General features: G+C 36.0%; 24 protein-coding genes. 13 read left to right on the top strand and 11 right to left on the bottom strand.

Going from position 1 to position 18,115, the window contains the following annotated elements; translation table 11 throughout:
- Positions 1 to 6: 6 nt before the first annotated feature.
- Positions 7 to 1,386, top strand: coding sequence for a DUF1802 family protein (locus CA730_RS21510; RefSeq protein ID WP_096670406.1), 1,380 nt, complete (start codon positions 7 to 9; stop codon positions 1,384 to 1,386).
- Between the two features lie 73 nt (positions 1,387 to 1,459).
- Here CA730_RS21510 and CA730_RS21505 read toward each other — a convergent pair whose 3' ends face one another.
- From CA730_RS21505 to CA730_RS21480, 6 genes are read right to left on the bottom strand one after another with little or no spacing between them, the layout of a single operon-like run.
- On the bottom strand, positions 1,460 to 1,822 hold the full coding sequence (locus CA730_RS21505) for an aspartyl protease (protein WP_096670404.1): 363 nt from the start codon (positions 1,820 to 1,822) through the stop codon (positions 1,460 to 1,462).
- Positions 1,819 to 2,136 carry a hypothetical protein gene (locus tag CA730_RS21500; RefSeq protein ID WP_039204224.1) on the bottom strand — a complete coding sequence of 106 codons (318 nt, stop codon included), beginning with the start codon at positions 2,134 to 2,136 and terminating at the stop codon, positions 1,819 to 1,821. Before CA730_RS21500 ends, CA730_RS21505 begins: the two co-directional genes overlap by 4 nt.
- Before the next feature lie 43 nt (positions 2,137 to 2,179).
- Positions 2,180 to 2,542: an aspartyl protease gene (locus CA730_RS21495; RefSeq protein ID WP_096670402.1), complete on the bottom strand. Its 363-nt coding sequence runs from the start codon at positions 2,540 to 2,542 to the stop codon at positions 2,180 to 2,182.
- Complete coding sequence (locus CA730_RS21490; protein ID WP_027401848.1) at positions 2,539 to 2,856, bottom strand: type 2 periplasmic-binding domain-containing protein; 318 nt, start codon at positions 2,854 to 2,856, stop codon at positions 2,539 to 2,541. Before CA730_RS21490 ends, CA730_RS21495 begins: the two co-directional genes overlap by 4 nt.
- Before the next feature lie 43 nt (positions 2,857 to 2,899).
- Entirely contained in the window at positions 2,900 to 3,262 is a 363-nt protein-coding gene (locus CA730_RS21485) for an aspartyl protease (protein ID WP_039204228.1), read from the bottom strand.
- Complete coding sequence (locus tag CA730_RS21480) at positions 3,259 to 3,576, bottom strand: hypothetical protein (RefSeq protein WP_096670400.1); 318 nt, start codon at positions 3,574 to 3,576, stop codon at positions 3,259 to 3,261. The genes CA730_RS21485 and CA730_RS21480 overlap by 4 nt, the downstream gene beginning before the upstream one ends.
- 82 nt (positions 3,577 to 3,658) lie before the next feature.
- Between CA730_RS21480 and CA730_RS21475 the strand changes: the two genes are divergently transcribed.
- Positions 3,659 to 4,243 (top strand): L-threonylcarbamoyladenylate synthase, encoded by a 585-nt coding sequence (locus CA730_RS21475; protein WP_096670398.1) that lies wholly within the window; start codon positions 3,659 to 3,661, stop codon positions 4,241 to 4,243.
- Positions 4,233 to 5,141 (top strand): sensor histidine kinase, encoded by a 909-nt coding sequence (locus CA730_RS21470; RefSeq protein WP_096670396.1) that lies wholly within the window; start codon positions 4,233 to 4,235, stop codon positions 5,139 to 5,141. Before CA730_RS21475 ends, CA730_RS21470 begins: the two co-directional genes overlap by 11 nt.
- Here CA730_RS21470 and CA730_RS21465 read toward each other — a convergent pair.
- From CA730_RS21465 to sufB, 5 genes are all read right to left on the bottom strand, one after another.
- Positions 5,107 to 5,571 (bottom strand): GNAT family N-acetyltransferase, encoded by a 465-nt coding sequence (locus tag CA730_RS21465; RefSeq protein WP_096670394.1) that lies wholly within the window; start codon positions 5,569 to 5,571, stop codon positions 5,107 to 5,109. The two genes, CA730_RS21470 and CA730_RS21465, sit on opposite strands and share 35 nt — an antisense overlap.
- 291 nt (positions 5,572 to 5,862) lie before the next feature.
- Positions 5,863 to 7,128 carry a cysteine desulfurase gene (locus CA730_RS21460; protein WP_096670392.1) on the bottom strand — a complete coding sequence of 422 codons (1,266 nt, stop codon included), beginning with the start codon at positions 7,126 to 7,128 and terminating at the stop codon, positions 5,863 to 5,865.
- Between the two features lie 135 nt (positions 7,129 to 7,263).
- Entirely contained in the window at positions 7,264 to 8,601 is a 1,338-nt protein-coding gene (gene sufD / locus CA730_RS21455) for a Fe-S cluster assembly protein SufD (RefSeq protein WP_096670390.1), read from the bottom strand.
- Entirely contained in the window at positions 8,601 to 9,386 is a 786-nt protein-coding gene (sufC, locus tag CA730_RS21450) for a Fe-S cluster assembly ATPase SufC (protein WP_096670388.1), read from the bottom strand. The genes sufD and sufC overlap by 1 nt, the downstream gene beginning before the upstream one ends.
- 50 nt (positions 9,387 to 9,436) lie before the next feature.
- Positions 9,437 to 10,876 carry a Fe-S cluster assembly protein SufB gene (gene sufB / locus CA730_RS21445; protein ID WP_096670386.1) on the bottom strand — a complete coding sequence of 480 codons (1,440 nt, stop codon included), beginning with the start codon at positions 10,874 to 10,876 and terminating at the stop codon, positions 9,437 to 9,439.
- Between the two features lie 237 nt (positions 10,877 to 11,113).
- Here sufB and sufR point away from each other — a divergent pair, with 237 nt between their 5' ends.
- The 10 genes from sufR to CA730_RS21395 all read left to right on the top strand — a co-directional run bounded on the left by sufR (position 11,114) and on the right by CA730_RS21395 (position 18,063).
- Positions 11,114 to 11,791 carry an iron-sulfur cluster biosynthesis transcriptional regulator SufR gene (gene sufR / locus CA730_RS21440; protein WP_096670384.1) on the top strand — a complete coding sequence of 226 codons (678 nt, stop codon included), beginning with the start codon at positions 11,114 to 11,116 and terminating at the stop codon, positions 11,789 to 11,791.
- A gap of 169 nt (positions 11,792 to 11,960) precedes the next feature.
- The gene (locus CA730_RS21435) at positions 11,961 to 13,025 is read left to right on the top strand and encodes an AAA family ATPase (protein WP_096670382.1); all 1,065 of its coding nucleotides are present in this window, start codon (positions 11,961 to 11,963) and stop codon (positions 13,023 to 13,025) included.
- A 7-nt stretch (positions 13,026 to 13,032) separates the two neighbouring features.
- Positions 13,033 to 13,947 carry a TOPRIM nucleotidyl transferase/hydrolase domain-containing protein gene (locus CA730_RS21430; RefSeq protein WP_096670380.1) on the top strand — a complete coding sequence of 305 codons (915 nt, stop codon included), beginning with the start codon at positions 13,033 to 13,035 and terminating at the stop codon, positions 13,945 to 13,947.
- A 146-nt stretch (positions 13,948 to 14,093) separates the two neighbouring features.
- Entirely contained in the window at positions 14,094 to 15,599 is a 1,506-nt protein-coding gene (locus tag CA730_RS21425; protein WP_096670378.1) for a serine/threonine protein kinase, read from the top strand.
- Positions 15,600 to 15,697: 98 nt separating this feature from the next.
- Positions 15,698 to 15,979, top strand: a complete 282-nt coding sequence (locus CA730_RS21420) for a hypothetical protein (RefSeq protein WP_096670375.1) — start codon at positions 15,698 to 15,700, stop codon at positions 15,977 to 15,979.
- On the top strand, positions 15,964 to 16,143 hold the full coding sequence (locus CA730_RS25810) for a type II toxin-antitoxin system PemK/MazF family toxin (protein WP_231939904.1): 180 nt from the start codon (positions 15,964 to 15,966) through the stop codon (positions 16,141 to 16,143). The genes CA730_RS21420 and CA730_RS25810 overlap by 16 nt, the downstream gene beginning before the upstream one ends.
- Positions 16,144 to 16,509: 366 nt before the next feature.
- Positions 16,510 to 16,722, top strand: coding sequence for a type II toxin-antitoxin system HicB family antitoxin (locus CA730_RS21410; protein ID WP_027402416.1), 213 nt, complete (start codon positions 16,510 to 16,512; stop codon positions 16,720 to 16,722).
- Positions 16,723 to 16,726: 4 nt separating this feature from the next.
- Positions 16,727 to 16,942, top strand: a complete 216-nt coding sequence (locus tag CA730_RS21405) for a type II toxin-antitoxin system HicA family toxin (protein WP_407919809.1) — start codon at positions 16,727 to 16,729, stop codon at positions 16,940 to 16,942.
- Between the two features lie 70 nt (positions 16,943 to 17,012).
- Entirely contained in the window at positions 17,013 to 17,660 is a 648-nt protein-coding gene (locus CA730_RS21400; RefSeq protein WP_096670373.1) for a Uma2 family endonuclease, read from the top strand.
- Between the two features lie 142 nt (positions 17,661 to 17,802).
- Complete coding sequence (locus CA730_RS21395; protein WP_096670371.1) at positions 17,803 to 18,063, top strand: hypothetical protein; 261 nt, start codon at positions 17,803 to 17,805, stop codon at positions 18,061 to 18,063.
- The last annotated feature ends 52 nt before the right edge of the window (positions 18,064 to 18,115 follow it).

Here is an 18,115-nt window from a genome sequence, read left to right as displayed (position 1 = left end):
TTAATTATGAATAAATACGTTTCAATTTATAACGCTTTATGTTTACCTGCGCCCGATGTTGAAGCTTTAATACAAGGGCAAATTATTGCCGCAATTCCTCGTAAATTGCTGACTCCTGGGCAAAAATTTGCTCTTTATCCTGTTGACACTTCAGTAAATGTGCTTTCAATTAAAGCATGGGCTAAATGTGAACTTTGCGAAATTCTAGATCAAACAACTCCTTTAGATATGTTATCTCAATTAACAATCTGGAAACCAGAAATATTTCAGGAAATATTACAAAACCGTCCGCATTTTTTTCTGGCTTATTTGCGGGTTTATCATTTACCTGAACCTTTGGAAATTCGAGCTATTCCCAACATTCAAGAAAAACTAGGAAAATTTGCACCTTTACCTAATAATATTTCTGTATCTGAAGATAAACCCGTATTAAGTGATTATGTATTTAATCAACGTAAACAACAACTAGAAAACCGCCAACCTCCCCTACATCCTGAATTAGAAGAATTGCAAAGTACATTATCGCAAATAGCCAATAATAACCCAGTAGCACAACAATTAGAAAATGAAATTAAAGTATTTTTAGGTTGGAGTAATGCACCAACTACAAATACAATAGATGCTGATTTAACTTGGATAAAAACCATAGCATCTTTAGGAGATAGAAGCATAGAATTTGAAGAGAAAAAAAATAGCTATCAAGCAGGTACAGACTTTGAAAACATCGCACGGGATAGCCTTGATTTTTTAGGATTTAAAGTTGAAACTGCTTATAAAGGTGGTGCGGGAGGTTTAGATCTATATTGTTCACAACCTTATCCTTTAGTGTGTGAATGTAAAGCAGGTAAAAGTATTCCTAGTGGTACAGTTGAGGAATTACTTAAACTAGGTGGAATGCACTTAGGTGCAGATAAATTTCTGAATTCACCAAAATTAGTAATAGGTCCAGGTAACGCTACTTCAGATAATCTCAAATCATCAAAAGAATGGAAAGTCAGTATTATCAAAGCTATGACATTACAAAAATTAGTTGAACTCAAAGCAAAATATCCAGGTGCGATAAACTTAATTGAATTAAAGCAATACTTAGAACCAGGACAAATTGATGATAAAATTAATGAATATATAGATAAAGTAGAAAAAGAGATTAAATTGCGATCGCATTTAGTGCAGTTAATTAAAAAGGCTGACAAAAAAGTGGGAATTGAGTATATTGAGGGTGTTTATGATGTTTCTAATCCACCACAAACTATATTGAACATTCAAGAAATGCACGACATTTTAATAGAATTATCATCACCATTAACAGGTTACTTAGGAAGAGAAAAAGGAACCGATTGGAAAACAGATAAATTCTACTACCTACGCGACTTACCAATTAATTAAAAATACTCTTTTCTCTCTTCTTTTCTTACCTTCGCGCTCTTCGTGCCTTCGTGGTTTATTTCCCCAAAATCATTCATCCCAAAGTCAAAACACCAGCTTGAAAATTCACCACCAAAGGCAAAAACTCCAACCACTCTGAACCCAATAAAATCTCCGTTAATTCATCTCCAGCATAAACAGGAATTTCATACTCTTGGTTATCCAATATCACCTTACCCAAATATCTTTCAAACGTGATTTCACCCTGAGCAGTTCGCAGAATTTCTTTATCTACATAATTCCAATTAAGTCCATCTAAATCTTGTGTATTAATAGCCATAAAGCCTGTGAAACCACTATCAAATAAAGCATCCACAGGCAAACTTAAACCATCATTAGCAACCAACTCAATTTCAAAAAATAGCTGCTTTTTTTCACCAAATTTACCCTCTATCATATTCTCCCAGTTGCTCCAGATTCATTCAAACAAAAAACGCAATGATCAGCATTTGGGTATTTATCGCGGGCTTTTTGATGTGCAATTTCTTTATCTTGATCAATTAAGTAATCACCACTATTTAACTCAATAGCAATATACCAACCATAATGTTCTTTGATCAACTCAGGACGTACACGCTCAAAAATTGTTCGATAACGTTGATACTCTGCCTCATTTTCAGCCTTACGTCTAGCCAACTCTTCCGGTGATAAAGTCAATTCAGGGAAAATTCTTCCTCTTCTTGCTGGTTGTTTTGGTGTTAGTTGAGTCATGTTTTTAAACCCCATTTCTAATATTATAATAATATCAAAAAAATCATCCCAAAGTCAAAACACCAGCTTGAAAATTCACCACCAAAGGCAAAAACTCCAACCACGCTGAACCCAATAAAATTTCCGTTAATTCATCTCCAGCATAAACAGGAATTTCATCCTCTTGATTATCCAAAATCACTTTACCTGAATAGATATCAAATCTTGACTCTCCCTGTGCAGTGCGTAAACGTTGCTTGCGTATAAATGACCAATTCAATCCTTCTAAATCTTGTTTATTAATAGCCATAAAGCCTGTGAATCCAGTATCAAATAAAGCATCTACAGGCAGATTTAAGCCTTCAGCAGTAATTAATTCAATTTCAAAGAAAAGCTGCCCCTCATCACCAAAATAACCCTGTATCATATTCTTCCTGTTACCCCTGTTTCATTGATGCGAAATAGAAAATGTATCACATTAGGATGTTTCTCCCGTGATTTTTTACTAGCGACTTCCATATCCTGATCAATGAAATAATCACCGCTATCTGGTTCTACAGCAATATACGAGTTATAATGTTCTTTCATCAACTCAGGCAGTAATCTTTGAAAAATTGCCCAACAACGTTGATAAAATTGTTCATCTTCTGCTTTACGTTTAGCTAACTCTTCCGGCGATAAAGTCAATTCAGGGAAAATTCTTCCTCTTCTTGCTGGTTGTTTTGGTGTTAGTTGAGTCATGTTTTTAAACCCCATTTGTACTATTATAATAGTATCCAAAAAATCATCCTAAAGTCAAAACACCAGCTTGAAAATTCACCACCAAAGGCAAAAACTCCAACCAGCGAGAACCCAATAAAATCTCCGTTAATTCATCTCCAGCATAAACAGGAATTTCATACTCTTGATCATCCAAAATCACTTTACCTAAATATAAATCAAAAGCTTTTTCTCCTTGGGCTGTGATCAATTCTTGTTCCCGAATAAACTGCCAATCTAGTGCTTCTAAATCTTGTTTATTAATTGCTAGAAAACCTGTAAAGCCAGTATCTAACATTGTCTCTACAGGTAAGTTTAAAGCATCAGCATTAATCAAATCAATTTCAAAAAATAGCTGCCCCCCATCACCAAAATAACCCTCTATCATATTCTCCCAACTGCTCCAATTTCATTCAACCGAAACATACAATGTACAGCATGAGGGTGTTTTTCTCGTGCTTGCTGACTAGCAACTTCTATATCTTGATCAACAAAATAATCACCACTATCAGGTTCTACGGCAATATACCAATTATAATGTTCTTTAATCAACTCAGGACGAACACGCTCAAAAATTGCCCGACAACGTTTGTGAAATGCCTCATTTTCAGCCTTACGTCTAGCCAATTCTTCCGGTGATAAAGTCAACTCAGGGAAAATTCTTCCTCTTCTTGCTGGTTGTTTTGGTGTTAGTTGAGTCATGTTTTTAAACCCCATTTCTACTATGATAATAATATCAAAAAAATCATCCTTAACTCAAAACACCAGCAGAAAAACCATCTTTATGAATCTTTCATTATCAGTCCTAATAGAATCTGCAAAAGCGGGAAAACTCATTAGTTTCCCTACAGATACCGTCCCTGCATTAGCCACCATACCAGTACAAGCAGAATTAATTTATGCTGCGAAACAACGCAGTTTTGATAAACCTTTAATCTTAATGGCTGCCAAAGCCGAAGATTTATGGGATTATGTTCAAGGTAGCCAAAGAGAATATCAAACCTGGCAAAAAATTGTTAATCAATATTGGCCAGGTGCTTTAACTTTAGTTTTACCAGCTAGTGACAAAATTCCCACTGTCATGAATCCTGTTGAACCGACTACTATTGGAATTCGCGTCCCCAATCATCCAGTTGCTCAAATTATTTTGGCGCAAACTGGTCCAATGGCGACAACTAGCGCTAATTTATCAGGACAACCAGCTTTAGAAACCAAAGCAGCTATAGAAGCTCAATTTCCAGAGGTTTTAACATTAGAATCAACGGAATACCAAGGTTTGGGAATACCTTCCACCGTTGCTAAATGGACAGGGAACAATTGGCAGATTTTACGACAAGGTAGTATTAAATTAGATAATTATGGATTTTAGTAACTGGCTATATTTAGGCGCGGGAATAGGATTAGGAATAGGTTTTTGTAGATTATTCCTTCAGTCTAGCAAATCTGCATCCGTTCCCGTTGAAAATGCTCCACAACAGCAAGAAAACCCACTTTTGGCAGAATTAGAGCAAACCCAATTAGCCTACTATCAGGCGCGGGAAATGAGCCAATTTCAAGGGGGTTTTTTAGCTAGGATTGGTCATGAATTGCGATCGCCTTTAGGGAGTATGATGGGTTTACATCAACTGATTTTGGCAGATTTGTGTGAAAATCCCCAAGAAGAACGAGAGTTTGTCCAACAAGCTTACGAAAAATCTCTGAAATTATTGAAAATAATTGATGAAATTCTCAATGTTTCCAAAATCGAATCTGGTAGAAATAAATTAGATATTCAGGCTTTTCAATTAAGTGAATTTCTCCAGGAAGTTTATGAACTAACTTATTTACTAGCCGTTAACCGCAATTATCCTTTTATTTTATCACCGTCAGATCCAGAAATTCAGATTTTGACAGATTACCATTGGCTCAAACAAGTATTAATTAATTTGATAGATACAACAGTTGCTAACATGGAAGAAGGGAATATACATCTTTCTAGCAACTTACAATCTCCAGATAATTGGGTCAATATTTGGTTAGACGTACCCACTGATACAGTAATCACAAATGAATCTCTAGATTTGATGAAATCAGAACCTCAAACAACTCAAGAAAATATAGATTTGTCACCAGGAATGAAACTTTCACTCAATCAACGTTTGGTAGAATTGATGGGAGGAAAATTAGAAATTTTGCCTTTTCCCACCAACCACAAAGAAACATCGCAGTTAACTAGACTGCAAATATCCATACCTATAGAGACTCTTGCAAACAAATCTCTTCACTGACAAAAGCATCAAAATTAGATTGATTATCTAAAACCATTGTTGTGGTATTATTGACTTGAAAACCAATCTTTTCATAAAACTCCCGTTGGTGCGTTGTCATTAAGTATACACGCTCTACCTTCTGCATTCTGGGATGACTTAAAACCGTTTCCACCAACTTGCTACCCAAACCGTTACCTTGATAATCTGGATGAATGACAACATCCCAAATTGTAGCGCGATAGATGCCATCAGAGGTGGCTCTAGCAAAACCAATTAATAATTCCCTATCCCAGATAGAAATAACAGGTTCACTGTTAGCAAGAGCTATACCCCAATCCTTAATACTACGTCCTTTTGCCCAAAAAGCAGCCAGATTAAACAGTTCTTGGAGTTGGGAAAGATCAATATCCGCAAGGCTTTGGCTAAATTGAATCTGAGAATATTTCATCTATAGAAACCTAATTATCGGAGTATCTTCGCTTCTGTTATGGCATATTTTCCTAGAAATTACTAACTTTGTATATGTATATGCAACATTTTCATTAGGGTCAGGATTCAATACAATACTGCTAAGATTCTGCGGGTAGGGATTTAGTCAACTTCAGCCTTGGCGAATGGAATTCACGGCTAGACAAACGAAGTCCGCCTGCGCGGACTAAGAAAAAATCAAAGATTTGAAACCCACGCAGGTGGGTTTTGTTTGTGTAGACGCGGTTTCTAACCGCCCGTTTAACTATTCTCAATCGCCAAACACACCAGCAAAAAAGTCCAAAGTCTCCTTCAATGCTTTGATGAAAATATCAATTTCTTCACGAGTATTGTAAAAAGATAAACTTGCCCGTGCAGTTCCTGATAAACTCAAATAACGGTGTAATGGTTGCGTGCAATGATGTCCAGCACGAATTGCAATACCTTCTTGATCTAACAATGTTGCTAAATCATTAGCGTGGACACCCTCTGCCGTAAAAGCTGCTAATGCGGCTCTCCCTTGCCCTTCAGCATTAGGTTTTGGTCCGTAGATTTTAATTTGGGGTATTTGCCCTAATTGCTCGAATAAATAGGCAGTTAATTCAGCTTCATAAGCATGGATTTTATCCATACCGATATTAGTAAGATAATCTATCGCTGCACCAAGTGCGATCGCTTCTCCAATAGCCGGAGTACCAGCTTCAAATTTATGGGGTAATTCTGAGTATGTGGAATGGTCTAAAAATACCTCTGCAATCATCTCACCACCACCGAAAAATGGCGGCATTGCTTCTAGTAATTCCAGCTTACCATATAAAAAACCAATGCCAGTAGGAGCGCACATTTTATGTCCAGAAGCTACCAACCAATCACAGTCCAGTTCTTGGACATCAATAGGAGTATGGGGAACACTTTGACAAGCATCAAGTAAGAATTTCGCACCGTATCTGTGAGCAATTTCGGCTATTTCTTTAACTGGATTTATACAACCCAATGTATTAGAAATATGAACGATAGAAACCAGTTTTGTTTTGTCAGAAATCAGGTTTTTAAACTGTTCTAAATCAAAAGTTTCTTCCGGTGTTAATTCAACAAACTTTAATATTGCGCCTGTTTTTTGGGCGACAAATTGCCAAGGAACGATATTACTATGGTGTTCCATTACCGAAAGAATAATTTCATCTCCCGGCTGTAAATTGCTCATTCCCCAACTGTAAGCAACTAAGTTAATAGCTTCGGTTGCATTGCGAGTGTAAACAATTTCTTGGCGTGATTTTGCATTAATAAATTTAGCAATTTTATCACGCGCACCCTCATAAGCATCAGTAGCCTTTCCACTGAGAAAATGTGCGCCACGATGAACATTAGAATTATATTGTTCGTAATAATCACGCCAAGCATTTAATACAGCTAAAGGCTTTTGAGAAGTAGCCGCATTATCGAGATAAACCAGGGGTTTACCGTGAACTTCCTGATGTAAAATTGGGAAGTCAGAGCGAACTTTATCAGCGAGAGATTTGGTAGAAGTGATGACCATTTTTAATAAAATGAACCACGAAGGGACGAAGGAAGCGAAGGGAAGAGGGTTACAGAGAGATTTTGCGTAAGCGCTGGAATTTAGGAGTTGAAGAAGTTTGAGATATCCTTCTTTAACTCCTAAATTCTGCCTTTTTTATAACTTATTAGTGAGACTTGTGACGGTTCTCAACAAACTTTCTCGCAAAGAAGGAACAGGAATAAAGTTAATAATTTCCATTGCGAAAGCATTAACTAATAATTTCCGGGCATTATTTTCATCAATACCGCGACTTTGCAGGTAGAATATTTGATCATCTTCCAATTGACTGACAGTAGCACCGTGAGCGCATTTGACATTATCAGCAGTGATTTCTAATTGAGGTTTGGTGTCAATTCTCGACTTAGATGATAACAGCAAATTGCGATTTAATTGAGATGCGTCAGTTAATTGCGCCAGTTTAGGAACAAAAATCTTACCATTAAACACACCATGAGCGCGATCGCCTATAATGCACTTGTGTAACTGTTTACTCACACCATGAGGATGATTTAAAGACAAAGCACTGTGAGTATCAGCCAATTGATTATCAGCAATCACAGTCAAACCATTCAGCGTCGTTTCCGTTTGCTCACCAGTTTGCAATATCTCCAAATTGTGACGAGATATCTTACCACCAACAGTCACCGCATTACAATTATAACGACTATATCGCGCCTGAGTAACAGCAGTTTTTCCAACATGAAAAGCCGCTTCACCTTCCCGAACAATTCTATTGTGACTCACCTGAGCATTTTCATTTACCCAAATTTCCGTCACACTATTGGTGAAGTAAACTCCCCCCTCTGTGTTCTCCGTGTCTTTGTGGTTCGTATATTCTTCAATCAAACCCACCTGAGAATTACCTTCAGCCACCACTAAAACACGAGGTTGGGAAATAGTTGCAGACTCAGCCGACACAGAAACAAAAAGTAAATGAATGGGAGTTTCCACCACCACATTTTTACCAACCCACACCACAGCGACATCATTTAAAGCTGCAGTATTCAGAGCAGTAAAAACTTCCCTTGTTCCCTCAGATTGTGCTAAATATTGCTGTGTAACTTCATCAGGTAAAACATCGAAATTACCAACTTTCACACCAGCAGGTAAATCTTCAGTATTAGATAAATCAGGTGCATAAACACCATTTACAAATACTAACCGCTGAGAAACTTCAGGTAAAATCATGGATTGTAGAGACGTTCCATGGAACGTCTCTACATTATTATTGAATGTTACCTGTTTCAGAGGTGATAAATCAGTAAATCGCCATTCTTCCTCGCGGGTATTGGGGATAACAGAATGACGCACCCAATTAACAGCACCGTCGCGCAAATCCTGTAACCAACCATCTTGTTTTGTAGTAGTTACCCGACTTAATAAACCAGTTAAAAAAGCATCTCTATCTAATAGAGAATCAGGAATAGAAGTAAGAGAAACTGGAATAGACATTACACACCCACTCCCAAAGCTTCTTCTAGAACCCAATCATAACCGCGAGATTCCAACTCAAGAGCCAACTCCTTACCACCACTTCTAATAATTTGTCCCTGCGCCATAACATGAACAAAATCAGGGACAATATAATCTAAAAGACGCTGATAGTGAGTAATCATAATCGTCGCATTTTCAGCATTAGTTAACTGATTAACACCATTAGCGACAATTTTCAGAGCATCAATATCTAAACCAGAATCAGTTTCATCTAAAATCGCTAACTTTGGTTCTAAAATTGCCATTTGCAGAATTTCATTCCGCTTCTTTTCCCCACCGGAGAAACCCTCATTCACACTGCGGTTCAGAAAAGAAGAATTCATCTTCACAACATCCAACTTTTCCTCAACCAAATCATCAAAATCGAAAGCGTCAACTTCCTCCAAACCTTGAGCCTTCCGACGAGAATTATAAGCCACCCGTAAAAAATCCAAATTACTCACACCAGGAATTTCCAGAGGATATTGAAAAGCTAAAAACACACCACCTCTAGCTCTGTCTGCTGCTTCCATTTCCAAAAGATTTTGTCCTTGAAAAACCACCTCACCACCAGTAACAGTATAAGCTGGATGTCCCGCTAATACCTTAGAAAATGTACTCTTCCCAGAACCATTTGGACCCATAATCGCGTGAACTTCCCCAGCGCGAACCTCCAAATTCAACCCCTTTAAAATCGGAGTTCCATCAACATCAGCCGTCAAATCCTTAACCGACAAAATCAAACCACTATTCTCAATAATCATCTTTTCTCTTCTCTTTCTTCGTGTTCTTCGCTTCTTCGTGGTTCGTTTCCTTAACCCACACTACCTTCCAACTTCAGACTCAACAACTTATCAGCCTCAACCGCAAACTCCATAGGTAACTGACTAAAAACATCCTTACAGAAACCGCTAATCATCATCGAAATAGCATCTTCCGAAGAAATACCCCGTTGAGCAAAAAAGAATAACTGATCTTCACCAATTTTAGAAGTAGAAGCTTCATGTTCCACCTTTCCCGTATTATTCTGAACTTGAATATAAGGAAAAGTATTAGCTTGAGCATTATCACCAATTAACATCGAGTCACATTGAGAATAATTTCTCGCACCCTTAGCAGTGGGATTAATCTTCACCAAACCCCGGTAACTATTGCTAGATTTACCAGCAGAAATACCTTTAGAAATAATTGTACTGCGGGTATTTTTCCCCACGTGAATCATCTTACTTCCAGTGTCCGCTTGCTGCATATTATTTGTTAATGCAACCGAGTAAAATTCACCCACAGAATTATCACCAACTAAAACGCAACTAGGGTACTTCCAAGTAATAGCAGAACCTGTTTCCACTTGAGTCCAAGAGATCTTAGAATTGACACCTTGACACAAACCACGTTTAGTCACAAAGTTGTAAATTCCGCCTTTACCATTAACATCGCCAGCGTACCAATTCTGTACAGTTGAATATTTAATTTCCGCATTATCTAAAGCTACCAATTCTACCACCGCAGCGTGTAATTGATTGCTGTCGTACATGGGTGCTGTACAACCTTCTAAATAAGAAACATAACTACCTTCATCGGCGACAATTAATGTCCGTTCAAATTGTCCCGTATCTCCGGTATTAATGCGGAAATATGTAGACAATTCCATTGGACATTTTAGTCCTTTAGGAATATAAACGAAAGAACCATCACTAAATACAGCCGCATTTAAAGCTGCGAAATAATTATCAGCAATGGGAACAACGCTACCCAAATATTTTTTAATCAGTTCTGGATGTTCTTGCAAAGCTTCGGAAAAAGAACAGAAAATTACGCCATCTTTGGCAAGTTTTTCTTTATATGTAGTGGCGACAGAAACACTATCAAAAATCGCATCAACAGCAACATTAGTTAATCGCTTTTGTTCATTTAAAGGAATACCTAATTTAGCAAATGTTTCCAATAAAGTGGGATCAACTTCATCTAAACTATTGAGTTTGGCTTTCTTTTGTTTCGGTGCGGAATAATAAATAATATCCTGATAATTAATAGGCGGATATTGGACATGAGACCAAGTTGGTTCTGTCATTTTCAGCCATTGGTGGTAGGCGCGGAGGCGATATTCCAACATGAATTCCGGCTCATTCTTTTTAGCGGAAATCAGGCGGACAACATCTTCGCTTAACCCACGCGGGATAGTATCGGCTTCAATATCGGTAACAAAGCCGTACTTGTAAGGTTGGTTGACTAAGGTGGTGACGGATGCGCTCATCGGTTCTCTTGTGTTCTCTTTAAAGGTCGGGCGACGGGCTGCATAAAGCTAGTTCCCGTTTTCTGTTACCGATTCCTAACAGGACTGCTAGAATAGGTTTAGCGACTAAAACAACTCGGCTGTTGTTTAATCTATTTTCATTGTACGATAGATTAACAACAACAATGTTGTTTAAGTCAAATTTTCAGAAAAAAAGTTTTTTATTTTGGGACGTTTGCGAAGCGTCTAGTAAAGAAGATGGCGACTACCCAGCAGACCTCAACTAAGCAGGATATCCTAGAGTATCTATTGAAGCACTCACAAGCAACGGCTGTTGAGTTGGCGAACTTTTTGGATGTGAGTCCCCAAGCGATTCGCCGTCATTTGAAGGATTTAGAGACGGAGGAGCTAGTTATATATTCGGTATCAGCACAGCCGAGTATGGGCAGACCGCAGCACGTTTATCACTTGAGTCGGGGAGGAAGACAACACTTACAAAAAAGTGCCAACCGCTTAGGTGACGGTTATGGCGAGTTTGCGGTTTCTCTCTTGGACACTTTAGAGGAAACTGTGGGACGTGACCAAGTAAAGTCTATTTTACGGAAACAGTGGGAACGTAAAGCCCAAGAATATCATGAACGGGTGGGTAATGGTTCTTTACAGGAACGGGTCGCAAATTTGATAGAATTGCGAAAGGCTGAAGGTTTTATGGCGGAGTTTCACCCTGTGGAATCAGATGCTAGTGGTGGAGGTGGAGAGAGATTCATTTTTGTGGAACATACCTGCGCTATTTCTGATGTTGCGGAATCTTTTCCCAGCGTTTGTGGTCATGAATTGGAAATGTTTGCGGCTATTCTCCCAGATTGTACTGTGGAACGGACTCATTGGTTGATTCATGGTGAACATCGTTGTGGTTATTTGGTGGAAAAAAGTTAGGTGGTTGAGTGGAAGTAATTGAACGCAGATAAACGCGGATAGACGCAGATAAGGAAGTCCGTTATTTTTGTTGTGGATGTGGGATGAAAATAGATGATTTTACAATTAATTGATCAGGGTTTTGCGGTGCTAAATATATATTGAAGAGTATACTGAAAAGCAAATTAATATGAAAGTTCAAAACGTTAAGCTAAAACATTTTAAGAAATTTCGAGATCAGGAGTTAGATTTTACTGATACTGAAACAGGTTTAGCAGAAGATTTAATTGTTATTATTGGTCCGAATGGTGCTGGAAAAACCAGCATTTTACAAGCTATTGCATCCACATTAGGTACAGCTACAGAAAGATTAAACAAACCTGCTGATTTAGATTGGCCAGGATTTAACTATGAATTATTAGGTAGTAATTGGTGTGGATCTCCTACCAATGTTACTATTAATGTACAATTTTCTAAATCAGAACTGCAAGCTATCAGTGAATTTCACCAAAAATTACGGGAAATGGGACGTGATTTACCAGTTTCTCCTGCTCAAAAATATCTTGTTAGCTTAAAATGGCAAGGAGAAAGTGTAACAGCAAATAGCGCAGCAGAATTATTTCAATTTAAAGGACGAGAATATGCTAAACAGTTATTTCGTTCTGAAGGATTTTCAGTGTTTGAAAGAGTGGGTACAGTTTTTTGGTACACAGAACAGAGAACAGCAACCAGTCTCACTCCTGAAGATCCAAAAAATCAATTAGAAATTACAGAAGATATTCTACGCGATCGCCTAGCAAAGTGGCAAATGATTCATGAGAAATATAGCAAAAATGGTAAAAGTTTCCGTCCAGGAGCAAAAGACTTATACGCAGAAATAGCAAGAATTTATAAAACTGTTTTTCCAGGACGTGAATTTGCAGGTTTAGAAATGCGAGATAATATTGATAATATTCTGACTGAACCTTGGTTTTATATTTACAACAATAGAAATAAAAACCACTATGAATTTTCTGAAATGTCTGGAGGAGAACGGGCTACGTTTCCTATACTTCTGGATTTTATGAATTGGAATATTCATAATTCAGTGATTTTAATTGATGAAATAGAATTACATTTACATCCACCAATGCAACAAGCTTTACTGAGAACTTTACCAAAACTAGGTAAAAATAATCAGTTTATTATTACTACTCATTCTGATTATGTAGCCCAGTTAGTACCTGAATCATCTATCAGAATCATAGAGGAGTAATTAAATTGTGGGAGTAGTTCGGAATAAAGTTATTTTTTGTGAAGGTGGATCGGAAAGTCTAGATTTCCAATTAATTAATAATAAGGTATTAGAAAATCTATCAAATGATATCACAATTATTCCTGTGGGTGGTAAATTTAATTTTTCACTTTTTATTCAAGCCTATTTTTCTATAGATAAAAATAAAAATGATGAAAATCAAAAAGCTACAAAAAAATATATTATTTTTAGAGATCGTGATTTTGATATTGAACCTACATCAGAAAATAAGTTACTACAAATAGATAAATTAGGAAATAGAGCTTTCCTATCCCATCGTACTTGTATTGAAAACTATTTACTTGATCCTCAACTCATTCATCAATATTGGATAACCCAATATGCAGAAAAATTAGAAAATCCTACTATTTTTCGATGGGGACACAAAGATTCACCAGGAATTGATAAAATTGCTCAATGGATAGAAGAAGCTGCGAAGAATCTACAAGATTATCAAGCTGTTAGATGGGCTTTAGGTAATTTATGTCAACTTAGTGCTAGTAGAAAACAGTTAGACACAAGCTGGACTAAAGATACAATTCCAGATTCTCTAGATTTATCTGATTGTAAAAATCAGGCTTTATCATTAATTAATGAATTTAAAAATACAGTTGCGGAAGTGACAATAGATAAGTTTGAAGAGAATCTGAACAGGTATTTACAGCTTTTTCATCAAGAGGAATTTTGGCAACAAAAGCAGTATTTAACTTGGTTTAATGGTAAAGATATTTATAAAGCAATGCACAGAATTAGTCAAGATAAAAAAAGACCATATAAATCATATATCTCTATGTATGATTTTTCTAAATGGGCAATTAATCATATTGACATTAATCAATATCCTGATTTAATGGAATTGAGAAGTAAAATAGAACTGCTTTAAAACCAATACAGGACTTACGCAACTGGCACTGTGGAACGGACTCACTGGTTGATTCATGGTGAACATCGTTGTGCTTATTTGGTGGAAAAAAGTTAGGTGCTTGAGTGGAAGTAATTGAACGCAGATAAACTAGGCATTTATAACCTATGGTTTGGCAAAAAGGGTATAAATTACAGGGTGGAAGATACGTTATGGAAAAAGTCTTGGGAGAAGGTGGTTTTGGAATTACGTATCAAGCACAACATACACTTTTAAAGCAGTGGGTAGTGATAAAAACGCCGAACGAAATCCTAAAAAATGATTCTGAATACCCCCATTATGTAAAAAGATTTATTCAAGAAGGACGCAAATTAGCACAACTTTCTCAACAACCACACCCGAATATTGTCCGTGTAACAGAATTATTTGAAGATGATCAAACATATTGTTTAGTAATGGACTTTGTCCCGGGTGAAAGTTTATTTAATTTAGTCCAAAAAAGGGGAGCATTACCAGAATTAGAAGCGGTAGGATATATAAAACAAATTGGAGAGGCTTTAACTTTTGTTCATCATCAGGGTTTAGTTCATCGGGATGCACACCCTGGTAATATTATGGTACAAAAAAATGGCAAAGCTGTATTAATTGACTTTGGAATTGCTGGGGAAATAATGCCCCAAGATGGATATTTTACTTCTGATCATCCTGCTAATATTGCTTTTGCACCCTATGAACAAATGGGAGGTAATAGACAAGTAACGATTGATGTTTACACTCTTGCTGCTTCTTTATATTATGCGGTTACAGGTAAACGTCCTGAAAGTTCGCTAGATAGAAAGTTATATAATAAGCCTTTAATTCCTCCTAATAAATATGTTGTTGGTATTAGTAATGAGTTGAATCTGGCAATTCTGAAAGGTATGAATTTAGAAGCAGGAAATCGTCCTAAATCAATGGGTAAATGGTTGAATTTATTGCCTGATTTTAGTAATCAGGTTTATCAGGTTAGTCAGAAAACTCAATATAAAACCATTAGGACTGATAAAGCATTTCCTGTTATTGTAGGTGTTAATAATTCTCCAAATACAAGGGTAAATAGTAAGAATATTCCTTGGGTTAAATTGGGATTTATTGGTTTTTATTATTTAGTTTGTGGCTTTTTATCAGGACCTTTACCTTTACTTATGACTTTAACTTCGGCCTTAGCTTCGGCTTTAACTTCAGTTTCGATTTTTACTTCTGTTCCGAATGACTTGTTAGTTACAGCTTTGGCTTTTTGGTCTGCACTTTTGCTTTCTGTGTATAAGTATGGTCAATTGAACCAAGTTTTGGTTGGGGTTCACGGTTGGGTTTTGTATTCTTCTCTACTTTTTTTGCTTGCTGCTTCACGTCCCAATAAGGAGCGATATTTATTTTGGTTGCTTTTATTTATACTAATATGTTTCTCACTAATAAATTTACTATTCAATTCAAATTATTTATTGTTTGTACTAACTGGAGGCTTTTTTGTTTCTGCGGTTATATTTTTGTTCGCTTATCCTCGTGCAAAACGAGATTTAACCAAATCTTTGAGCAAATGGCATTCATTTGGAATTTTAGCAGGTACATCTTTATTAGGCTTATTTTTAGGCTGGTTAACCTATCAAATCTTACCAATATTTGCAAATGGCTAAACCTGCAATTTAGATCCCCGACTTCTTTGATAAATTATCATTGCTTATGATACAATATAATCGAGTTCCAAAAATCTAACTACATAAATATAAAAAATATGAACAACCTATCAATTCCAGCGCAAACATTACAAGAAGCATGGGAAAAAGGTTTACAGCAAGGTTTAACCCAAGTTGCTGTAAATATGTTACGAGAAGGTATTGATTTAGATTTTATCGTCAAACTAACTGGACTGCCATTAGAAGTAGTTAAAAATTTACAAGCTGTTGATACAGATGATAATAAAATATTGGTCAAAGAATTTTTAGAAGTGAGTGAATCATCATTAAATAAAATTTGGCTTAATCCAGAGGAAGACGAAGCATGGAAGGATCTATAGAACATTTAATTAAAGGTGATGTGATATCTGTTCCTTTTCCTTTTTCTGATACATCTACCACAAAAAAACGACCAGCTTTAGTTATAACTGAATCGGACAATAATAATATTATAATTTGTCCTATTACCAGTAAACCAGGACGAGATTATGAAATTAAGTTATAAGATCAAGATTTTAGAGTTGGTAAATTAAATTTAATCCCTTGTCATATTCGCCCTAATATTATTGCAACGGTTGATAAAAGTAACGTAATTCGATACATTGGAAAAATCAAAGATGATAAACTTCATCAAGTGATTAGTACAATTATTGAAATTATAGAAAAACCATCATCACCTCCTCCAGCATCAAAAGCTTGGGAAAGAAGCAAAAAACCAAAATGATGAAATTACTGATACCCGACTTCTTTGATAAATTATCATTATTTACCAAAGATTAAATTAAGAAGTCGGGGATCTTTCGTTTGTGTTATAATGAAAATCTAGTATTGCTAACTTTATTAGTAAACTATCGCAATGACAAATAAAATCATGAAAAACAAAGAATTTTATGTAGTAATTGAAAGAGATGAAGATGGTATGTATATTGGTGAAGTTCCTCAACTAAAAGCCTGTTATAGTCAAGGAGAAACTATTGATGAACTCATGAAAAATATTAAAGAAGTTATTGAAATGTGTTTAGAAGAACTAGAAGAGGAATTAACCACAGAATTTATTGGTGTGCAAAAAGTAGTATTATCATGACTAAATTACCAACACAGGAGAAGAACTGATTGCTGCACTAGAAAAATCAGGTTTTTATATAGTCAGACAAAAGGGAAGTCATGTAAGAATGAAACATGAAGATAATCGAGTTGTTTCTATTCCTTCTCATAGTGGTAAAACTATCGGAAAAGGTTTATTAGTAAAAATAATTCGAGATGCAGATTTAACTAAAGATGAACTGATAGAACTTTTAAATTAGTTTTTAAGGAGAACTTCCTTATTCCCTAAAGTGATATAATAGAACAATTAAAACTGCGAGGTAAATTTCTATGGTAACTCTAGCACCTACTCACAGCGACACTCACACCAATAGCGTCATCCTCCATAATATTTCTTGGAATACTTTTGAAAGGATTTTATTAGAAACAGGTGATGATCGTCATAATAGGTTTACTTATAATCAGGGAATATTAGAAATTATGACTCCATTAATGCCCCATGAACATAATAACCGTTTGTTACAAAATCTAATTATTGTTTTAGTTGAAGAGTTAAATCTCAATGTCAAAAGCACTGGTTCATTAACTTGTAAAAGAGAAGATTTAGCTAGAGGTGTAGAACCTGATTCTAGTTTCTATATTCAAAATGAACCAATTATGAGAAATAAAACAAATTTAGATTTAACTCAAGATCCCCCACCTGATTTAGTCATAGAAGTTGATTATGCTAGTTCTTCTATTGATAAATTACCGATTTATTTAGCTTTAGGTGTTCCTGAAGTTTGGCGTTATGATGAACCTGTGATGCAAATTTATAGTTTATCTGAGGATAAATATATTCCTTGCAATGGTTCACCAACTTTTGCGAATTTACCTTTAAATACAGAAATTCCTCAGTTTTTAGCTTCTAGTTTACAAGTGGGTGAAGTGTCAATGATTAAGAATTTTCGGAGTTGGTTAAAAACACAAATTTCCTGATTAAATTAAGCAGTCGGATATCTGGGCATTATTTTTTTAAGGTTGAGTTACTTATTGCTCTGCTTTTATTGCTCAGGGGTAACAATAATATGATTTAATGGTAGAAAGGCAATTTCTCGATTAAACAGAAGTTTGAATTTTTATGGATATCTCACCTAATCAATCATCTACTCAATTTTTATCTTCAGAAGAATCTGCTCAAGTTGATGCGGCTTTGTTATCTTCTCCTGAGAAGTTTTTAACGAGATTGACTATTTCTTCTTTGAGAATTTTACAATATATTGCTAAGGAATATGATGTGTCTATTGAGGAGTTGACGACAAAACAAATTATTACCTGGTTTGAAATAGACGCGAAAGTGAGAAGAGAGAAGGGAATTGAGGAAGCATTTTTGAAGTGGTAAGTTGTGGTATCTAGAATATCCTGACTTACCGAGATATTTCCACTGTTCAACG

The sequence above is a fragment of the Dolichospermum compactum NIES-806 genome (assembly GCF_002368115.1).
Classification (GTDB): domain Bacteria; phylum Cyanobacteriota; class Cyanobacteriia; order Cyanobacteriales; family Nostocaceae; genus Dolichospermum; species Dolichospermum compactum.
The sequence above is the reverse complement of the archived record's forward strand: the minus strand, read 5'-3'. Positions and strand labels throughout refer to the sequence as shown.